This window comes from Bacteroides sp. 90-K9/2, assembly GCF_047310725.1.
Taxonomy (GTDB): Bacteria; Bacteroidota; Bacteroidia; order Bacteroidales; family Bacteroidaceae; genus Bacteroides; species Bacteroides vicugnae.
This window is the reverse complement of the sequence record NZ_JBCGVL010000014.1, coordinates 1-19,379: the sequence shown is the minus strand read 5'-3', so window position 1 is coordinate 19,379 and position 19,379 is coordinate 1. Positions and strand designations below refer to the sequence as shown.

Here is a 19,379-nt window from a genome sequence, read left to right as displayed (position 1 = left end):
TTAATCTACATGTTGGCAATTAATTAGACATTAAATCTTTCAAACGGTCCAGATAACCACTATTTCCGTTACGGGCGTCATAGCGATGTGCCAGCTCCTCTGCCTGTTGATAGAAATAATTGCGAAGTTCGTTTACCTGATAAATTCCATCCGGACGATAAAGAGGAAACTCTTCCGGCAAAGACAACGAGACTTCCGGACGAGTTTCATACTTCAAAGCCTCTACCATATCACAGGAGAAACGATAACTCTTCAACGTATTCGTACGCAAACTCCAACCGATACACCGTTCGACATATTCCCAAGCCCTTTCCGGCTTCGTCATCATATAATAGGCAATAAACAATCCCAGATAGAGCAAAAGATATTCATCCTTCTCCCTTCCCACCAACGCTTCTTCGGCACGTGCACACATATCAGCGGCAATTTCCGGTTTACCTGCTTTCTGCGCATAATAAGAAAGTTTCAAGTAGGCCCGCAGATTAGCCTCATAACAAGTGACCTGCTTATTAATCAACGGTTGCGCGCGGCTGTAAGCCTCATCAAACTGTCCTGTTTCCAGATAATAATCCAGCATAAAGTTCAATTCACAAGCCTCACACGACTGATCGTCTATCTTCTCATTCAACATTTTATCAATGTATTCTTTCGCCTTGTCATACTGCCGCATCCAGACACATTCCACAGACCAGCGGTGATAATAGCTCCGCAAAGAATATCCGTTCCGGAGGATACGGGTTTTATAATCCTCCCCGACTGCCTGCACCTGTTCCATCGGAATCTCCGGAAGATCGAACGTACAAGCCCATATCCACTTATATTTCCACAACAAGTCATCTTCCTTGATCACATCCTTGTGATTCTCGTAATCATCCAGAATTTTAGAGAACACGGTAATCTCCTCAGCATCCGCCGAGAGAAGATTCAGTTCATAAATAAGATCCAGTCTCATCTCCGTAGCCCATTCCACATCTTCGTTCTCATCAGCGATACGGATGGCTTCTTTCAACAGATTGGCTTTTTCGCGGGGATGCAGGTTCTTATTCTGTGTCTGCAACAGCAATTTTTGTATTTCAAGTGTGTATCTCATTCTCTTTCTTTAATTCAGGAAATTTATAAAATCATTCATTTTCGAAGTCATCAGTTCACTTAGCGAATGGTTGAAAAGCTCCATTTCTTCGCTGTTTACCGGATATTTACCTTGCAGAAGCGACTGTACATACAATATATGCACCACATGCCGGAACAGTTTATTGTCTCCTTGTATTTGCAATAAGGTCTGCACCATTTCATTATCCGCATTGAAAGTGAGTGTCGGCGGAATCTGCTTTGCAGTATTCACAGCCCCCAACACAGCCGCCAACGGGTTATTAGCACTTTTAGCGGCATTCTCCTTTTCCTCCGCCACAAAAATAACCGGAATATCTACCGGAGTAAAATGCTTCAGACGACAGATACAGCCAAACCGTTTCAACAGTTCGTTCGCTTTCACCTCAAAAGCCTGAGATTCCTGGTTCGCCTCCACTTCACCAAACTGCTCCAGCAACCGTGAAGGAGATATTTCATCCAAAGTAAGTTCCGGATTCAGACGGACATACTTTTTCAACAAAGTTTCATCAAACGTATAAGCAGCATTCACGACCAGCCAACCCTGTGCTCCGGCTATACGCCGCACTTGCCGGAAATCCTCCAGATTCTTGGTATAACATATCACATTGCTTGCCGAACGAATATTTCCAAAGCTACGCAACCCCTTATTGGTTTCAAAAGGAAGGTAATCCATAAACAAACGGAGCAATTCATTATCCTCCGAAGCAATCGCCTTGATATGAAAGTGATGAACATCCAGAATCCGGTTGAACATGGCACGGTCATTCTGCACCAATCCCCGCAGATAATCCTTGATAGCCACCCCGATTTCTTTTCGGGCATCCTTCAGCTGGTCATTACTCACCAAAGACTCCCGGGAAGCAGTAGACAGCAACCCGTCCGCATTCACCAGACAACGGATAAAGAAAGCCCATGACGGCAACAGATTGCAATCATCCTCGCTCAACAGCATACGCTTGAGATAGACCTTATGAGAGTTACGCACTGAAAATTGCGTACGGAAAGGCAGGACATAAAGCACCCCTTCCACTTTGCCGCTTTCAGTATAGATCCGGAAAGCATCGAGAGCAGACGACTGAAACACTTTCGCCCCATAATCCAGCAACTCCTTACGAGTCGCCTTCGGGTCAAGCCATACAGGTGAAGGCGTATTTACCAACTCCTCCTCCCCCTGATAATGCAGATAGATAGGATACGGCAACACTTCCCCGTAACTCACCAGTATCTTCTTAAACGTTTCATATTCAAAAAGATGCATCCAGTCTCCTTTCGGGTGCAATACCACCTGCGACCCGATGGGCCGTTCTTCGTCTGATAAAGTCAACTGATACGTCCCATCCACTTTTCCACACCAGCAAACAGGTTGTCCGCCCATTGCCGAACGGCTCTCTACGGTGATTTCATTAGTCACCACAAAACAAGACAACAATCCGATACCGAACCTTCCGATAAAATCGTCCGCATCGGGAGTATCCCGCTTTGAACTCTCCCCGATAACAGTCAGAAAACGATAAACTTCCTCCTCTTTCAGTCCGATACCATTATCCCGGAATACCACTGTCTTGTCCTCATTCAGAAAGACATCGATGCGACCTTTGTAATTCTCGTCAATATTGCGTAGTGCCGTGATGGCATCTACACAATTCTGCAACAGTTCGCGAACAAAAGTATTCGGATTACTATAAATGTGCTCTGATAACAGGGCAATCATACCTTTAAGATTGACCTGAAACAGATTATTTCCTTCTTTTTCCATGTTCCTCTTCTACTTCCTCCTCCTTCCGGTGATTTTAAGAGCTTTCTCATTGCCATTCTCTGCGGCCTTTTCGAACCACTCCATGGCTATTTCATCGTTTTCTTCCACACCATTTCCTGTCAGATAGGCATTTCCAAGTTCAAATTGTGCTTTATCGTTGTTTTTCTCGGCAGCTTTCAGCAACCATTGCACCGCAGCTTCCGGATCAGGGTTACAACCTTCGCCATACATCATCATCTTACCCAGATAATAAGTCGCAGCGATATTCTCATGCCCCGCCGCATCCGTAAACCAGCGATAAGCTTCGGCATAATTCTGCTTCACACCTACTCCGTTATAATAGCAAAGTCCGGTACGATACATACTCATCGTATTCCCATTATCCGCAGCCAGTGTATAATATTTAAAAGCCTCCGTTTCATTATCTTCCACTCCGATACCCATTTCATAACAGATACCCAGTCCTTCACTGTACCATTCATACTCGGCAGCTTTCTTGAAATAAGCAAAAGCCTTTTCCGACTCATTCAGGCTGTCATAATCATACAGATAATACTCACCCATACGCAACATAGCCATCGGAATCTCATTAGCCACCGCCTTGTCATACCATTCCACAGCCGTTTTATTATCTTCCAGACAGGGACCGCAACCGAAGAAATAATAATCTCCCATCTTAAACTGCGCATAACCATAGTCCTGCTCGGCAGCCTTCATCATATATTCCACTGCCTTTTGAGGATTCTCTTCCACGCCATTGCCGTTCTCATAAGCCATCCCCAATTCGGTCAGACAACGGGCTTCATTCTTTTCCGCCCCTTTACTAAACCATTCGAGTGCCTTATCCCAGTTTTCTTCCGTCCCGATACCTTCTCTATAGCAACGTCCCAAAGCAAAGATCGCATCATTATCGTCCGCTTCAGCCGCCTTTGTATACCAAGCGAAAGCCTCTTCCGGTTTCACTTCGCCAAGAACACCCTTTTCCATATAAAGTCCTACACGGAACATTGCATAAGGATAACCCTGTTCGGCCGCCTTGCTAATCAGTTCAAAAGACTTTTCATAGTTCTTCTCCACTCCATCGCCATTCTCATATAAGAATGCCAGTTCCACAAGGGCAAAGCAAGCACCCAGTTCGGCCGCTTTTTCATAATATTCCCTTGATTTTACAGGGTCCTTCACACCACTATATCCATTAGCCAGATAAAGAGCCACACGGCAATACCCATCGGCATTATTCAGCGAAGCCGCCTTTTCATAATACTCCAATGCCTTCACATAATCCGGTTCTTCAGACAAGAAGCCACGTTCATACATCCAGCCCAAACGATAAGCTGCACTTCCCGAACCCAATTCAATGGCTTTCTCCAACAACTCTTTCGCGCGATTCATGTCTTCCGGCACCAAATCACCGTTGAAATAGATATTGGCCAGTCCTTCGATACCTTGTATGTAATCATCCTCCACGCAGCGGTTCAGACACATCAGTCCACGTTCCACGTCCTTATATTCATCATTATACAGGTAGATCAATGACAGTTCATACGCACTGTATGGTTCACAATAAAGCATGCCCTTTTCCAGCCACTCAATCGCCTTAGGCATATCCAGCCATTCCTCTTCCTGATAGTTATATCCCAGGAAATTGGCGGCAGACCACACACCGGCATGCCAGGCCTTTTCCCAAAGTTCGAAGCTCAGTTCTTTCGGTTTATTCAGTTCCGGATAACGGAAATAAAGCGTAGCCAGATTTTTAAGACTATAAAGATTGGGAACAATTTCCAGAGCTTTTTCGTAGTAAGCAGCTTCCTCTGCCACGTTACCTTCCGCCCTGTCGAGCGCATCTCCCAACGATGCATATACATGAGCACGCAAACGTTCACCTTCAGGCAATTCGGCAAGCAGGTCATTCCGTATCTGTAATGCCTTTGCTTTATCTCCTGTAAATTCTTCGACAAAAGCACGATAATGCTTTCCCCACCAAATAGCTTCGGGAGAAGTGAGAGCGGCAAAACGCCGTTCCCCCTCTTCTTTATCTTGTTCACAATAAAATCCCATGTATCGCCAATAGGCAACAGTTGCTTCCGCTTCAGCCCACCCCATATCGGCAGCTTTCTCGTAGTATGGAAACAAATAACTCATATCCCGCTTTCCATAACGGGCTTCAGAATATTGTGCACCTTTCTGCGCCCATCCCGCACCGCTAAACTCTGCTACACGGTCGCATACCTGCATCACCTTTTCCCACCAGAATTCATATTCTTCCGCATTGAGACCGACCTCTACGTTACAGTCAAAAGCACTGAATATCAGTTCAAAAAAATCTTCTGTTAATTTCTCGTCTTCTTTTGTGTCCAAAGCATATTCACATACAGCCAATGCTTCCCACCAGTTTTCCGCACTTAATAATGAAGCCGGTGTATACTGCGGAAACCATCCCCTTGCAGGTTGTCCGGATGCTTTAATTTTAGCGGATAACTCCCCAAATTTCTCTTTTAAAGTTTTCATGATATAGACTTTACCTTAATTTTGTGTCACTAGTCAATAAAAATCTCATAACGAGTGCAAGGTACAAATATTGACCGAATGCACAAACAAGAGTCTTAAAAAAGATAAGACTGATATACTATTTAGGCACGGATTACGCGGACTGCACTGTTACTCTATCATACAGATATTTAGAGGAACCGTGAAATCCGTGTAATCCGTGCCTATTTTATAATTCCAAAAGTTGTCGTAACCGTTGCACCGATGTTTCAATCTGCCAACGGTCTTCCAATTCGTCTGCATTAAAGATATATTGAGCCTGGTGATAAAAAGGAGCCCGCTTCTCCAGTGCCTGAATAATAAACGCTTTCAGTTCTTCATCCTCTTTCCCTTGAAGAATAGGACGTTGCTGCTTAGCCACACGCAAACGCCTGAAAAGCACATCCGGATGCACATCGAGAAAAACCGTCTTTCCGGTCCGGTTCATAAACTCCATATTATCATAAAAACAAGGCGCTCCACCTCCCGTCGAGATTACCACATTCTCAAACTCGGCTACTTCATGGAGCATATTTCTCTCCAGCTCTCTGAATCCTGTTTCGCCTCGTTCAATGAATAATTCTCCAACGGTTTTGTGAAAACGCTCTTCAATATACCAGTCCAGATCAATGAACGGTATATCCATATGTCGGGCAAAAGCCTTACCCAACGTCGTTTTTCCGGCACCCATATAGCCGGTAAGGAAGATACGAACCATAAATGATTAATTTTGCTCACAAAATTAATCATTTAATGAAGAATGAAGAATGAAGAATAAAGAATTTTAGCCATTATGTCATCCAATTCTTCATTATTCCTTCTTTATTTCCGATTTATTTAAAGATTCTCACCCGTTCTTCAAGCGGCTGGAATTCTTTTTCACCCGGTTTGCCGACAGGAAGTCCGAACGGCATTTCCGCAATCAGATGCCAATGTTCCGGCAAATCCCATGCACGGCGCACTTCTTCATCAATCAACGGGTTATAGTGTTGTAGCGATGCTCCGAAACCTACATCTTCAAGCATTACCCAGATAGCTAACTGGTGCATGGCAGAAGTCTGCAATGACCATCCCGGGAAATTCTCCTGATAAGACGGGAAAGCCTCCTGAAGCCCTTTCACAACCTTCTGATCCTCAAAAAACAACACAGTGCCATAACCACAGGCAAACGAATGATCTATCTTCTCTTCTGTCTTGACAAACGCTTCGGCCGGCACAATCTTCTTCAATGCATCCTTCACGATCTGCCACAATTTCTGATGCGATTCTCCCAATAGAAGTACCACACGGGTAGATTGCGAATTAAATGCCGACGGCACGTGGCGCACAGTCATATTAACGATACATTCGATCTCCTGATCGGATATAGGTGACTGATTAGTAATTGAATAGTAAGTTCGACGTTGTTTCAAAGCTTCACTAAAAGATCTTTCCATCATGGTTCCTTTCTTATTTTATATTCTTAAAACTCTCTTTTTTTTATAACAAGTAGCCCCCCTAACTTGTTCAGTTAGAGAATATATTTGTACCTTCGCAGCGTCAATTCATTGACTATCTAAAATTATCGTCGGAAAAAATGGCTAAACAGAAATTTTATGTAGTATGGGAAGGTGTCACACCCGGAGTTTATACTTCCTGGACAGACTGCCAACTTCAAATCAAAGGATATGAAGCTGCCAAATACAAATCATTTGACACGCGCGAAGAAGCGGAACGCGCGTTGACAATGTCTCCCTATGCTTATATCGGCAAGAACGCAAAGGCTAAATCAGGAGGTCCCAAACCTTCTTCAGATACTTTACCTTCTTGTGTGATCGACAATAGCCTGGCTGTCGATGCGGCCTGTAGCGGTAATCCGGGACCGATGGAATATCGCGGCGTACACATTGCCAGCCGTCAGGAGATTTTTCATTTCGGCCCGATGAAGGGAACAAATAATATCGGTGAGTTTCTAGCCATCGTACACGGCTTGGCTTTGTTGAAGAAGAAAGGTTTCGATATGCCCATTTACAGCGACAGCGTGAATGCCATCAGCTGGGTGCGACAGAAAAAGTGCAAGACCAAACTTCCCCGGACTCCGGAAACAGAAGAACTGTTTCTACTAATTGAACGGGCGGAGAAATGGTTGCAAGGAAACACGTATACTACTCGTATCCTGAAATGGGAAACCAAAGAATGGGGAGAGATTCCGGCCGACTTCGGCAGAAAATAAAAGAACATAAATTTCAATATAAGAAAAAGATGAAAACATTGACTTCAAGCAAAGCTTTCTGGCTGTTACTAGTCATTTGCGTAGTTACCATCCTGCCTTTCCTCGGTTTATCGGAGTACCACACCAAAGGGGAGCCTCGCGAATCTATCGTCTCCTACTCCATGCTGGATAGCGGAAACTGGATTTTACCCAGAAACAACGGAGGAGAAATGGCTTACAAACCGCCTTTCTTCCACTGGAGCATTGCTGCTGTCTCGGCAGCAGTAAACGGAGGGCAAGTCACAGAAATGACCTCCCGCTTGCCGTCTGCCATCGCCTTGATTGCCATGACTCTCTGCGGCTTTCTGTTCTTTGCCAAAAGAAAAGGAGTGGAACTGGCGCTGTTAGCCGCCTTTATTACCCTGACTAATTTTGAACTGCATCGGGCCGGAGCAAACTGCCGGGTAGACATGGTATTGACAGCTCTCACCGTTGGCGCTCTTTATTGTCTCTACAAATGGTATGAGAAGGGGCTTAAAGGTATTCCCTGGCTGGCCATTCTCCTGATGAGTTGCGGCACACTGACTAAAGGGCCGGTAGGTACTATCATTCCATGTTTGGTTGTAGGCATCTTTTTATTACTCCGGGGTGTCAACTTCTTCAAAGCATTCCTGTTACTTTCCGCCTGGGCCATTCTTTCACTCATCCTGCCTTTCTGTTGGTATGTCGCTGCTTACCAACAAGGCGGAGAAGAATTTCTGGCATTGGTTATGGAAGAAAATCTCGGTCGTATGACCAATACCATGAGTTATGATTCATGTGTGAACCCCTGGCATTATAATTTTGTGACCTTGTTTGCCGGATACGTTCCCTGGACACTGTTAGTCGTGCTCTCCCTGTTCAGCCTGACTTACCATAAATTCAGCATCCAACCTGCCGCGTGGTGGAAACGTTTCACCACATGGATAAAGAATATGGACCCGGTGGATTTATTCTCTTTCACCAGCATCGTCGTAATCTTCGTCTTCTACTGTATCCCGCAGAGCAAACGTAGTGTATATCTGATGCCGATCTATCCTTTCATTGCTTATTTCCTTGCCAAATATCTATTCTATCTGGTTAAGAAGCAATCCAAAGTCATCAAGGTATACGGAAGTATTCTTGCAGTAATCAGCCTGTTACTGTTCACCTGCTTCATCGTATTAAAATGCGGACTCATCCCCGAAACGATTTTCCACGGTCGCCACGCACAAGACAACATTAATTTCATGCGTGCCATACAGAATATCAACGGAGCAAGAGCCTTGATACTGATTGCCATTCCTACCATTCTCGGTATCTACTGGTGGTTCTATCAACGGAAAAATGCATTAAGCAACCGCTTCCTGTATGCCCTCGTTGTGCTAACAATGGGATTATACCTTGCACTGGACGGTGCTTACCAACCGGCGGCATTAAATTCGAAATCGGTGAAATTCATCGCTGCAGAAATAGAAAAGGTTGCGCCGGAAAACGAAGGGACTATGTATGAGTTCATTGAAGAAAGTCTGCATGCAGCAGGTGACCCCGTACATTACTTCGAACTCAACTTCTATCTGCGCAACCGTCTCGACAACTTCTACCGGAAACGTCCTTCGGAAGGTTTCTTGTTAATCGGCACGAATGATGCAGAGAAATATCTTCCCGAATTCGAGAAAGAAGGGTATCAGTTTGAGCAGGTGTATGAATCTCCCAAACGAGTACTCCGGCAAATAGCCAAGGTATACAAGTTCGTTAAAAAACAACAGCCTGAAAATACCGAAACGACTACTCCTATTGTTGAGTGAAAGGTATAGAATTAAGCGTTTTTCCATGCTTCACAAGGAACTCCGCCGATTGGAGCATGGAAAAACTATATTCTTTCAAAGGCAAAAAGCTATCATCCATCGGAACAGCATTCAATTTGCCGTTACCTATATGATAAGTAAGTTCCTGCTGAGTCTCGTAATTATAAAGATAGAGTAACGTATCATTGCGTCCCACCACCATATTGTCAGCAGTATAGAACATACAGGGACGTTCTTCCTTCAACAAGTCTACCCCAAAATTATTCTGTAAATAATCAATATTCAACAACCCTAATATCGTTGGCTGTATATCTACCTGACCGCCAAATGTAGTTTTCTCTTCCGGCTGAATACGGCTGGAGTAAATCATCAGCGGAATATGGTTATAAGACTCCGGCAATTCACATTCGGCGTCTCCCACCAGTTTGCCATGATCCCCTTCCAATACGAATATCGTATTATCAAACCAGGGTTGTTTACGCGCCTCTTCAAAGAACTGGCGCAAAGCCCAATCCGCATACTCAACGATCTGCGTCTCCGGTTCACTTGTTTTCGGATGGAAGAAAGGAGGTATCACATACGGCGGATGATTACTGATGGACAGTAACGTAGCAAAAAACGGTTGTCCGGTAGCAGCCCGCTGATTCAATACCGGAATTGCGTAGTCATACAAGAAATCATCCTGCACTCCAAAGCTATTCACCACCTTATCAGCCGGATAGTTTTCTTGTGAGAACACTTCATCATAGCCGTTTGTCCGGAAGAAAGCGTTCATATTATCATACTGCCCTTCATGCGTCATAAAGAAAAGGTTGTAATAGCCGTTTTCTTTCAATACGGTAGGCAGTCCCGAATAGCGGGGAATGACAGAGCCTTTCATCAGGTTCCGTTTCATCATAGCGGGAAAAGAATACAAGGTAGCATACAAACCGTGGTTCGTATGGATTCCTGCGGAATAGAAATTGCGGAAACTGATAGAACGGGTATACAGGCTATCCAGGAAAGGAGTCAAGGTCTCCGATTGCCCGAAATGCTTCATAAACTTGCAGGACATAGACTCCATCATAATCAATACAACATTAGGACGGTGCCGTTGTACGCTATCCGTCATCGAAGGATGCCTATAAACAGCCAGCGGTGACACATTCGCTTCCCCCGGCCGGTTGAGCAGAGCCTGCGCCTTAGTGATTGCTTCCTGTTCATCCATCAGATGCAAGTATTTATTTTCAGGCCGCATATCATCCATCACGCTTGTCAGCAGATTAAAGGTAGGGCTTACTCCCAGTTGATTGAGAAAAGCGTCCTGACAGAAATATGCCGCACTCACTTTGATCGGATTATACCCTGTACGTCCCCGGATTCCAAAGATGCAGAGTCCGATTAAACAGGCTCCGATCAGAACCGCCCCTCCTCGCTTCCAATAAGGAAACGGAGCGGAAATGGTAAGGCTACGATGATGGAAATAACGCGCCAGATAGATAAGCCAAGCTACGAATCCGCCCAGAAGGAGAAGAAATAATCCGATGGACAGATAATAGGCACTTTCACCCAATATCATTCCGGCGGTAGTTCCCGCATAACCGAACCATTCGAATATGGAAGAATTGATATGTTTAAAGAAATAGGCAAAATAAGGAATGTCTGACGCACTGATTAAATAAACCAATCCATAAAAGACACTGAAAAAGATCGTAAAGAAACGGAACAACGCTTTCCCATAATAGTTGCAAACTCCACACACCACTGCAACTACCAGAGGCAACAGAAGTATGTAACAGCCTATCACATTGTCAAACCAGACACCATGCACAAAAGCAAGTATCGAAAGTGTCTTATCCGACAAGGCTTCAGAGGTCAACTGATGATAAGATGAGATGAAAAGTACCAGGCGAAACAGTCCTGCGACCAGCAAAGCCGAAACATGTATGGCAAGTATATATACAACAAGATTTAGAAAACGTTTCATAATAGCCTTTTCTTTTTATGAATTAAATAAAAGGGGTTGAATAGTGTTATTTCCTCCCTTTATAGATATAAACGAAATGAAGAATCAGGAAATTGACAGGCACCACGATAATCATTACCAGTATCGGTGCAAGCAGTTCACCCGCGCCTATCCAAAGGAAGAGATTCAGCAAACCGATCTCAAGCAGGTAATTAATCAGATGACTAAAACCAAAGCCAATCGCATTATGCGAGGATGGCTTGGAACGAAAGGTAAAGAAAGTTGTCAGGAAGTAGTTGCAGACAAATCCCACAGCATAACCGGCCGTAAAGGAGATATTGGCATTCGCAACCAACAAGACCAGGCAATATACGCCGTAATGAATGGCCGAAGATATAGTGCCGACAACTCCAAAACGAACAAACTGCCAGAACTTATCCCGCCAATCCGGGTGCTTCTCAAGTATAGCCTTACTTATTCTGATCATCGTACAACACTTCTTCCACGTTATAGAGCGGACGACGTTTTACCTCTTTATAAATCTTGCCAATATACAGTCCGACAGCTCCTATGGATAATAAAACAACTCCGCCTACAAACCAGATTGATAACATCAAAGAAGCCCAGCCATGTTCCGCAGTACCCGAAATCAATGCGTAAAGAACATAGATTCCAATCAAAATACTGATAAAAACAAAGATACCTCCCAGATAAACAATTCCGTAAATAGGCTTTACCGAGAAAGAGGTTATCCCGTCCAAAGCCAGACTGAACATCTTTCTCACTGTATATTTGGAAGTTCCGGCTGTCCGTTCCCGGATCACATCATCTACCGTAGTAGAAGGGAAGCCGAGCAACGGGATAATACCACGCAGATAGACATTGCGTTCCTGATAATGAGACAACTGTTCCAGCACTCTCCGGCTTAGAAAACGAAAATCCGCATGATTGTAGATAGTCTCTACTCCCATCCGGTGCTGTAGTTTATAAAAAGCAGTTGCGGAAAGACGTTTCAGCATCGGGTCTGCCTGACGGGATACTTTCACCCCATATACTACATCATATCCTTCCGTATAGGCATCGATCATCTCCTCAATCGCATTCAGATCATCCTGCAAATCGGCATCCATGGTAATAACGGCATCACTCCAGTCTTTAGCGGTCATCATACCCGCCATGATTGCATACTGATGTCCTACGTTCCGTGCCAGATTCATTCCTTTTATATAAGGATTCGTCCCGTGCAGTTTCTTAATGATGCTCCATGTACGATCTTTACTGCCATCATTTACAAAGAGCACAAAGCTGTCGGCACTGATCTTCTCTTTCGCCACCAGTTCATCAAACAAGGCTGTCAAACGGGCGGCCGAATCTTCCAACACTTCCTCCTCATTATAGCAGGGGGATACAATAGCCAATTTTATCATTTTTCGTCCGGTTTATTCAGTTCAGCCAGTTTTATCTGTGCAAATTCCGAGTAAGTCATAAAAGCATATCCTTTTTCTTTCAGTTTGCGGATCAGCCTATCCAGACGTTCCTCCATTCCCTTACCGGAATGATTGCGGATAATAAAAGGCATCTTAAATTCAGGATGTTCACCCAACGGGTAGAATTCCCACGGGTGGAAATAAGTCACAAAATATCCGTCATGCTTCAATACCCGGTTTACCAAGAGTTGATACAGCCACATCGGCAGATTATGACAAGACAACCAAAATAGCGGGAAGCGAATCCACGGAGTTACAGAAGCCGGGATTTGAAGTAACTTACCCGTCATAAAGCAGGTACGCGGCTCCGACAAATGCATATATCTTCCGGGGATAAATGCGGGATTCAATGAGGAGTTATATACATACCCCATCCGTTCAAGTTCCGTATCTGATACGGGGAACATACGCGGCTGGCGATAGCCTTGTATCGTCCTGCCGGTAAGGCGTTCCAGAATTTCTTTTGAACGACTGACATCCGAAGCCTGTGGCCGCCAATGGTCACATCCGTGCGCAGCAACTTCATGTCCCTCGTCCATAATGCGCCGCATCACTTCCGGCGCATTTTCTGCAAAATTGCTTGTACAAAAGAAAGTAGCTTTCACCCCGTTGTTTTTCAGGCAGTCCAGTATCCGGTTCGTACCATAGACTGACACTTTCATTGCTTCATCCAGCGGAAAGTCTACACCATGCTCACGAGGTACATCAAATTCTTCCGTATCAAAACTTAATAATATCATTGCAATATCAAGAATTACAACTGCTGCATATCATGCAGACGTTTATAGTAACCGTTTAACTCAATGAGTTCTTCATGCTTACCACGTTCCACAATCTCACCCTCATACAGCACACAGATTTCATCTGCATTCTTAATTGTAGAAAGACGGTGGGCAATAGCAATCGTCGTACGTGTTTTCATCAAACGTTCCAACGCTTCCTGCACAAGACGTTCTGATTCGGTATCCAAAGCAGAAGTAGCCTCATCAAGAATCAGAATCGGAGGATTCTTCAGAATAGCACGCGCGATACTGATACGCTGGCGCTGGCCACCGGACAATTTTCCACCACGGTCACCGATATTCATATTATATCCTTCCGGTTTCTCCATGATGAAATCATGCGCATTGGCTATCTTTGCCGCTTCTACAACTTGTTCCATTGTCGCATTCTCCACACCAAAAGCAATGTTATTGAAGAATGTATCATTAAACAGAATAGCCTCCTGGTTTACATTACCAATCAAACTGCGCAAATCTGCAATACGTACATCACGAATACTTGTTCCGTCAATGGTAATATCACCCTCCTGCACATCGTGATAACGCGGCAACAAATCGACTAATGTGGATTTACCGGATCCCGATTGTCCAACCAGTGCAATCGTCTTCCCTTTAGGAACTGTCAGGTTTACATGTTTCAGCACCTCTCTCTTACCATCATAGCTGAAAGAGATATCTTTAAATTCTATTTTATCAAACAAACCTTTCAACGGTTTCGGATTCGGAATTTCCTTAATCTTATTCTCTGCCTTCAGGATTTTATCAACACGTTCCATGGAAGCCAAACCTTTCGGAATGTTGTATCCAGCTTTTGCAAAATCTTTCAACGGATTGATTACACTATATAAGATAACCATATAGAAGATGAATGTAGGAGCATCGATGCTTGCATTCTGTCCCAAAATCAATGTACCTCCAAACCACAATACGGCTACAATCAGGATTGTTCCTAAAAACTCACTCATCGGATGAGCCATAGCCTGACGTATGGCAACCTTGTTTGTCGCATCCCGGAGCTCGTTGCTACATTTGGTGAAGCGGTTAATCATTTTATCTTCCGCAATAAAAGCCTTGATGATGCGCAAGCCTCCCAGTGTTTCTTCCAATTGCGACATCGTATCACTCCATTTCGACTGCGCCTCCAATGACTGGCGTTTCAGTTTTCTTCCGACTACTCCCATCAGCCAACCCATTCCCGGCAATACAACGATAGTAAAGAGTGTCAACTGCCAACTAACCGTAACCAATGTCACAAAATATATAATAATCAGAATTGGACTTTTCATCAACATATCCAATGAGCTAGTGATGGAATTTTCCACTTCCCCCACATCACCACTCATACGAGCTATAATATCTCCCTTTCTTTCTTCCGAAAAGAAAGACATCGGCAGACGCATAACCTTAGCATACACCATAATACGAATATCACGTACCACTCCTGTACGCAATGGAATCATCACGGCTGAAGAAGCAAAGTAACAACCAGTTTTAAACAATGTCATTACCATCAGGAACAGTCCCAAGAATATAAGAGCCATAGTGGGACCATTATCCACGATCATCTGAGATATGTAATAATAGAAGTTATTCTTGGCAACATCCGCTAAATCTCCACTACCCCATTCCATAAAATGGTACACTTTATCCGCTCCTTCTGTTTTAAACAGAATACTCAAGATAGGAATCAAAAAAGTAAATGAGAATACATTGAATACAGCAGACAAAATATTCAGCAAAACAGCCCAGCCGATATACTTCTTATAAGGCGACACAAAACGTCGCATTAGTTGTAGAAATTCCTTCATTATTTACCATTAAAAAAGTTAAGACCGCAAAGATACAATAAAACTGATTAACAGACAGCAGTTTCAGCTAATTATTAACGCGATTTATCGAAAAGCGTTCTTCACTTCAATAAATGAAAAATGACTTAATAACTCTCTTTCAGCCAAATTCCCAAAAAACGATCATATATCTGACAGATTCCCATTTCCTGAGTCACGAAATCCTTTTCCAGTAACCCTTTTAGTGCTGCTTGGACTGAACTAGCAGAAGCCAGTCTGTATTTTCTAATGAAAGCACCGGAAGTGACAGCTTTAGCCTTTCCCTCTTTAGTGATAGCAATCAGCAACTCCTTTTGTTTTTCCGGCAAACGAAAAAGAATCTCCGAATAAGTATATCTGAATGAATCAATAATCTGCCGAATAGCGCCTGGTACCATTTCAACGCTACAGACTCCCTGTTCCGGAGTCATGTCATAAAGCGTATTCAACACTTTTTGTATATACCATGTGATTCCCTCAAACTGTTGATAAATCGAAATAATAGCGTTTTCTTCTATTTCTTTGCCCGCACGCTTGAAATGAGTACCTGCAAAACGAATATATTCTTCTAAAGGAATACTTTCCAAATGCATCATTGATACACTTTGATAAAAAGGCCGGGAAGGCGTTAAAAACATATTTCCCATCACATGCCGCTGACTCCCTGCAAAAATGAAACGTGCATTATTACAATGTTGCACATAGGTCCGAAGAGTAGCTTCCACATTTTTCTCTACATATCCGGAAATCTGCTGGAATTCATCAATTGCAACCAGACAAGGCTTATCCGCCTGTTCCAAATACCGAAAGATTTCATCGAGTGTAGTAGCCGGAGCTTGTATATCCCCTAGCCCCAAATTCAAAGAAGGCATACCATTCACATCAAAAGAGATACTGGCTTGCAAAGATTTCACACATTCCCAAAAGCTCTGCAAAGCTTTCTTCCCCACAGGTTTCAGCACTTCCAGAATCTCCTTACTAAGTGCAAAGACCAAATCACGCAATGAACGGCTATCATATATATCAATAAAAAAGGTATAGTAACCCTGTTTAATTTCAGGAAACTGAAAGCAATGACGGATCAGCCCTGTCTTTCCCATTCGCCGGGTAGAGACAAGAGCCAAATTATTCCCATTCATCACCTCGCGCACCAACTGTTCGCTCTCAAAACGGCGATCGCAAAAATAATCAGCAGAGACATATCCGCTTGTTATAAAAGGATTCCTTATCATAGTCTTCATACATCTCACGTTATTACGCAAAGATAATTATTATAAAATAATAAAAGCTATCTACTATACATTATTTCATCATCATCCTTACTCAACAGGCACCACATGATAATAAACCCCGCGCGTTTTCCTGAACGACTTTACTCCCAATCTCTGCAAGATACGCCCGAAATAATTAACTTGCCCGGAAGAAAATTTCATTTTACTTGCTTTTTGTATCCGCTGAAGGATATCTGCAGCAAGCAACCACTCTCCCTCTTCTTCCTCTTCCGCTGCCCGGTAATATACCTGAAACAATTGTTCAATCACCGGAGACTGTTCAAATTCCCGATTAGCTTCCGTCATGATAGCCTCTTCCTTCTCATCAAACCAGTAGCGTTCATTACTACGCAGCAGTGCCATTGCCTGCGCATACAATTGTTCATAATCAATAGGGTGGACCACATCAATCACTCCCGTCACCTCGACACCGATAAAACGACGACTGCCGGAAGTATCCGTCAGCAAATCTTTATGATTACTCGTACCTATAAAAGAAGCGTACCGGCGAAGCTCCTCCACTGCCGAAGCATTCGGACGTCGCGTATTGACAACAGGCTTTTGCAGAATATGCTTGAGAAAAGACTGCTGATTGATGCCAATCTGATCAAACTCATCCATATTAATCAATAGAAAACGATTCAAATACAGTTCGGCATCCCGTTTCCGGCTGAAATCAATACTGTCCGTATAATACGCCTGCAAACACGGGGGCAAGATCAATCGGCAAAATGTAGATTTACGATAGGCTTGCGGACCGATTAATATTGGCGAAGTACTGTTCGCGTGATTCTTACCCATCCCACGCCAGTGTGCAACCATACTAAGAAACCAGCGACGAAACAATTGAGTCCAATAAGGATGATCACAAGGAACCCGTTTGGCAAGATTACCAATATAATCTTTGCCGTTCCAGCGAGGAAGGTCATAAAGAAATTCTTCGACTGGCTGATAGAGCGGCACATGATCCGAATTCAGGTAACGCACGACATCTTTATCCCAAAGTTTAAGTCCCTCATATTGTGCATTCATTGTAATGCTTGCCATCAACCGTTTATCCACCGGACGAAAATAAAAATTAAAGCTATTCCGTTCGCGACATTCCACTTGTGATGTCAGTTGGTTGAAACGAAAATCATAACGCCGTTTCATAAACTCGTCCATCTGCATGACAAATAATTGTTCCGGCAAGAGACTACTCTTACTCGCAAATCCCTCACAAGTGCGGTATACATTTCGTACGGTTTCCCGAACCAATGTATCGTCCTTCGGCAAGCGATAATGGGCACGAGACCATCGTACTGTATCTTCTTCAGGAATACCGGCACGGAAACAATGTCCCGCAAGGTTAATCAAAAGCGATTGTTTGTCTCCTTCCGATTGATAATCAGTCTCTTCATCCAGCGCACGTGCAAAAGCAGCTTCGAAAAGTACAGAAAGCGCATTACATTTTTCATATCCCGGCGCAAGCCGTTGCAACGGCGAAGTTTCCGTTTGCACCCGTTCGCGATAAGTCACCTCACCCGGCATAGCCGCAGGCTGCTTCATATAAATAGGCATTGCATTGGGATTAAAATACAAGTTCGGGTCAAAAGTTAAACGACAATATTGCTCCAACGAAGGCACTTTCAGTTCAATATCATAAGGGAGTTGTGGCTGATAATATTTCACTGCCAACCGATAGGCATGCGCATGAAAAAGCTCTGCTTCCTCACTAGTTGTCGGCAGAAGATCATTGGGATAAGTAAAACGTACCCATACTTTCACAGACTTTCCGGAAGAACCGGTGAAAGCTAAGTAAGTCTGCGGAAGTTCCTTTACCCGTTCTTTCACTTCATCCGCCTCCATGTGCCCGGACAAGTTGTTGACCTGAATCATCACAATTCCGTTGTATTCACTCATCGTCGTGATACCACCTTTGCGAAAAAAGGCGGCTGCGGGTATCAACTTCGGTACATTCTGTACATAGTCATTTTTATCACCCGGAAGCATAAAAGACAGGACTTCTCTCATTTTTGAGACAGGCTGTGCTTTGGTTTCCACTTTCATTTGCTCCACGAGCTGTTCAATTCTTAACGTACGCATAGTGTTCACCTTGCCATCGTCTCTTACCAGTGTTATTCTCATTACTTCATTTATTTGTCCTGCATGTGTTTGTAGGGCGATTATTATGATACAAAGATACTGTAAATATTACATACAAACAACTTTTCCGGAAATACTTACTACACCTCTCTACTAGAAAAGATTTTTCAATTTCATTTCTCATATTCTCATAGATTTAAGATAAAGCACATATAATCAAAGAAGTACATTATGAGAAACGTTTTTAAAATAGGCATTTCTCATACTGCCCTCATCGATTTTCTTCAAAAAAACGCTATTTCTCATACTATTTCAGGGTATTTCTCATAGTCAGTTACAGCTATTCTCCTATTTATCCACCAAGCTTATCTTACAAAACATCTAGCTATTTCTTTCATGCAAACAACTAGTTAATTACTTGTTTTTCACCTAATAATGTCGTATCTTTGAAAGAGCATACCAATCGTTCCACTACAGTGCACAGGCCTGTTCACTACACAGGGCAGACGCATTAAAAATCATTATCCTGTAAAAGTTTTGATAAATATTTTTCATCCCACCCAGCTTTTAGCCT

14 protein-coding genes are annotated in these 19,379 nt (G+C 43.4%); 2 read left to right on the top strand and 12 right to left on the bottom strand.

Translation table 11 applies throughout. The features are described 5' to 3' along the window. Positions 1-19: 19 nt before the first annotated feature. The 5 genes from AAHJ11_RS20860 to AAHJ11_RS20840 form a co-directional block, all read right to left on the bottom strand. Positions 20-1,090: a hypothetical protein gene (locus AAHJ11_RS20860; protein ID WP_320974348.1), complete on the bottom strand. Its 1,071-nt coding sequence runs from the start codon at positions 1,088-1,090 to the stop codon at positions 20-22. A 9-nt stretch (positions 1,091-1,099) separates the two neighbouring features. Continuing rightward, a complete protein-coding gene (locus AAHJ11_RS20855; protein ID WP_148364174.1) occupies positions 1,100-2,866 on the bottom strand; it encodes an HSP90 family protein in 1,767 nt (588 codons plus the stop codon). 9 nt (positions 2,867-2,875) lie between these two features. Continuing rightward, positions 2,876-5,374, bottom strand: a complete 2,499-nt coding sequence (locus AAHJ11_RS20850) for a hypothetical protein (protein WP_320974347.1) — start codon at positions 5,372-5,374, stop codon at positions 2,876-2,878. Positions 5,375-5,582: 208 nt separating this feature from the next. Continuing rightward, on the bottom strand, positions 5,583-6,110 hold the full coding sequence (locus AAHJ11_RS20845; RefSeq protein ID WP_320974346.1) for a shikimate kinase: 528 nt from the start codon (positions 6,108-6,110) through the stop codon (positions 5,583-5,585). A gap of 115 nt (positions 6,111-6,225) precedes the next feature. After that, the gene (locus AAHJ11_RS20840) at positions 6,226-6,828 is read right to left on the bottom strand and encodes a nitroreductase family protein (RefSeq protein WP_148364260.1); all 603 of its coding nucleotides are present in this window, start codon (positions 6,826-6,828) and stop codon (positions 6,226-6,228) included. A gap of 140 nt (positions 6,829-6,968) precedes the next feature. On the opposite strand from AAHJ11_RS20840, the gene AAHJ11_RS20835 reads away from it, so the two are divergent. Both AAHJ11_RS20835 and AAHJ11_RS20830 read left to right on the top strand, forming a co-directional pair. Continuing rightward, positions 6,969-7,604: a viroplasmin family protein gene (locus tag AAHJ11_RS20835; RefSeq protein WP_148364176.1), complete on the top strand. Its 636-nt coding sequence runs from the start codon at positions 6,969-6,971 to the stop codon at positions 7,602-7,604. A 29-nt stretch (positions 7,605-7,633) separates the two neighbouring features. After that, on the top strand, positions 7,634-9,409 hold the full coding sequence (locus AAHJ11_RS20830; RefSeq protein WP_148364177.1) for an ArnT family glycosyltransferase: 1,776 nt from the start codon (positions 7,634-7,636) through the stop codon (positions 9,407-9,409). Here AAHJ11_RS20830 and AAHJ11_RS20825 read toward each other — a convergent pair. From AAHJ11_RS20825 to AAHJ11_RS20795, 7 genes are all read right to left on the bottom strand, one after another. Continuing rightward, the gene (locus tag AAHJ11_RS20825) at positions 9,396-11,375 is read right to left on the bottom strand and encodes an LTA synthase family protein (protein WP_320974345.1); all 1,980 of its coding nucleotides are present in this window, start codon (positions 11,373-11,375) and stop codon (positions 9,396-9,398) included. The genes AAHJ11_RS20830 and AAHJ11_RS20825 overlap by 14 nt on opposite strands. A gap of 46 nt (positions 11,376-11,421) precedes the next feature. Then, positions 11,422-11,841: a GtrA family protein gene (locus tag AAHJ11_RS20820; protein ID WP_148364179.1), complete on the bottom strand. Its 420-nt coding sequence runs from the start codon at positions 11,839-11,841 to the stop codon at positions 11,422-11,424. Next, entirely contained in the window at positions 11,825-12,781 is a 957-nt protein-coding gene (locus AAHJ11_RS20815; protein WP_148364180.1) for a glycosyltransferase family 2 protein, read from the bottom strand. The genes AAHJ11_RS20820 and AAHJ11_RS20815 overlap by 17 nt, the downstream gene beginning before the upstream one ends. Next, positions 12,778-13,581 (bottom strand): polysaccharide deacetylase family protein, encoded by an 804-nt coding sequence (locus AAHJ11_RS20810; RefSeq protein ID WP_217722642.1) that lies wholly within the window; start codon positions 13,579-13,581, stop codon positions 12,778-12,780. The genes AAHJ11_RS20815 and AAHJ11_RS20810 overlap by 4 nt, the downstream gene beginning before the upstream one ends. 14 nt (positions 13,582-13,595) lie before the next feature. Further along, a complete protein-coding gene (locus AAHJ11_RS20805; RefSeq protein WP_148364182.1) occupies positions 13,596-15,431 on the bottom strand; it encodes an ABC transporter ATP-binding protein in 1,836 nt (611 codons plus the stop codon). 125 nt (positions 15,432-15,556) lie between these two features. After that, complete coding sequence (locus AAHJ11_RS20800) at positions 15,557-16,690, bottom strand: ATPase (protein WP_320974344.1); 1,134 nt, start codon at positions 16,688-16,690, stop codon at positions 15,557-15,559. A 78-nt stretch (positions 16,691-16,768) separates the two neighbouring features. Further along, on the bottom strand, positions 16,769-18,847 hold the full coding sequence (locus AAHJ11_RS20795; protein WP_320974343.1) for a BT4734/BF3469 family protein: 2,079 nt from the start codon (positions 18,845-18,847) through the stop codon (positions 16,769-16,771). Between the last annotated feature and the right edge of the window lie 532 nt (positions 18,848-19,379).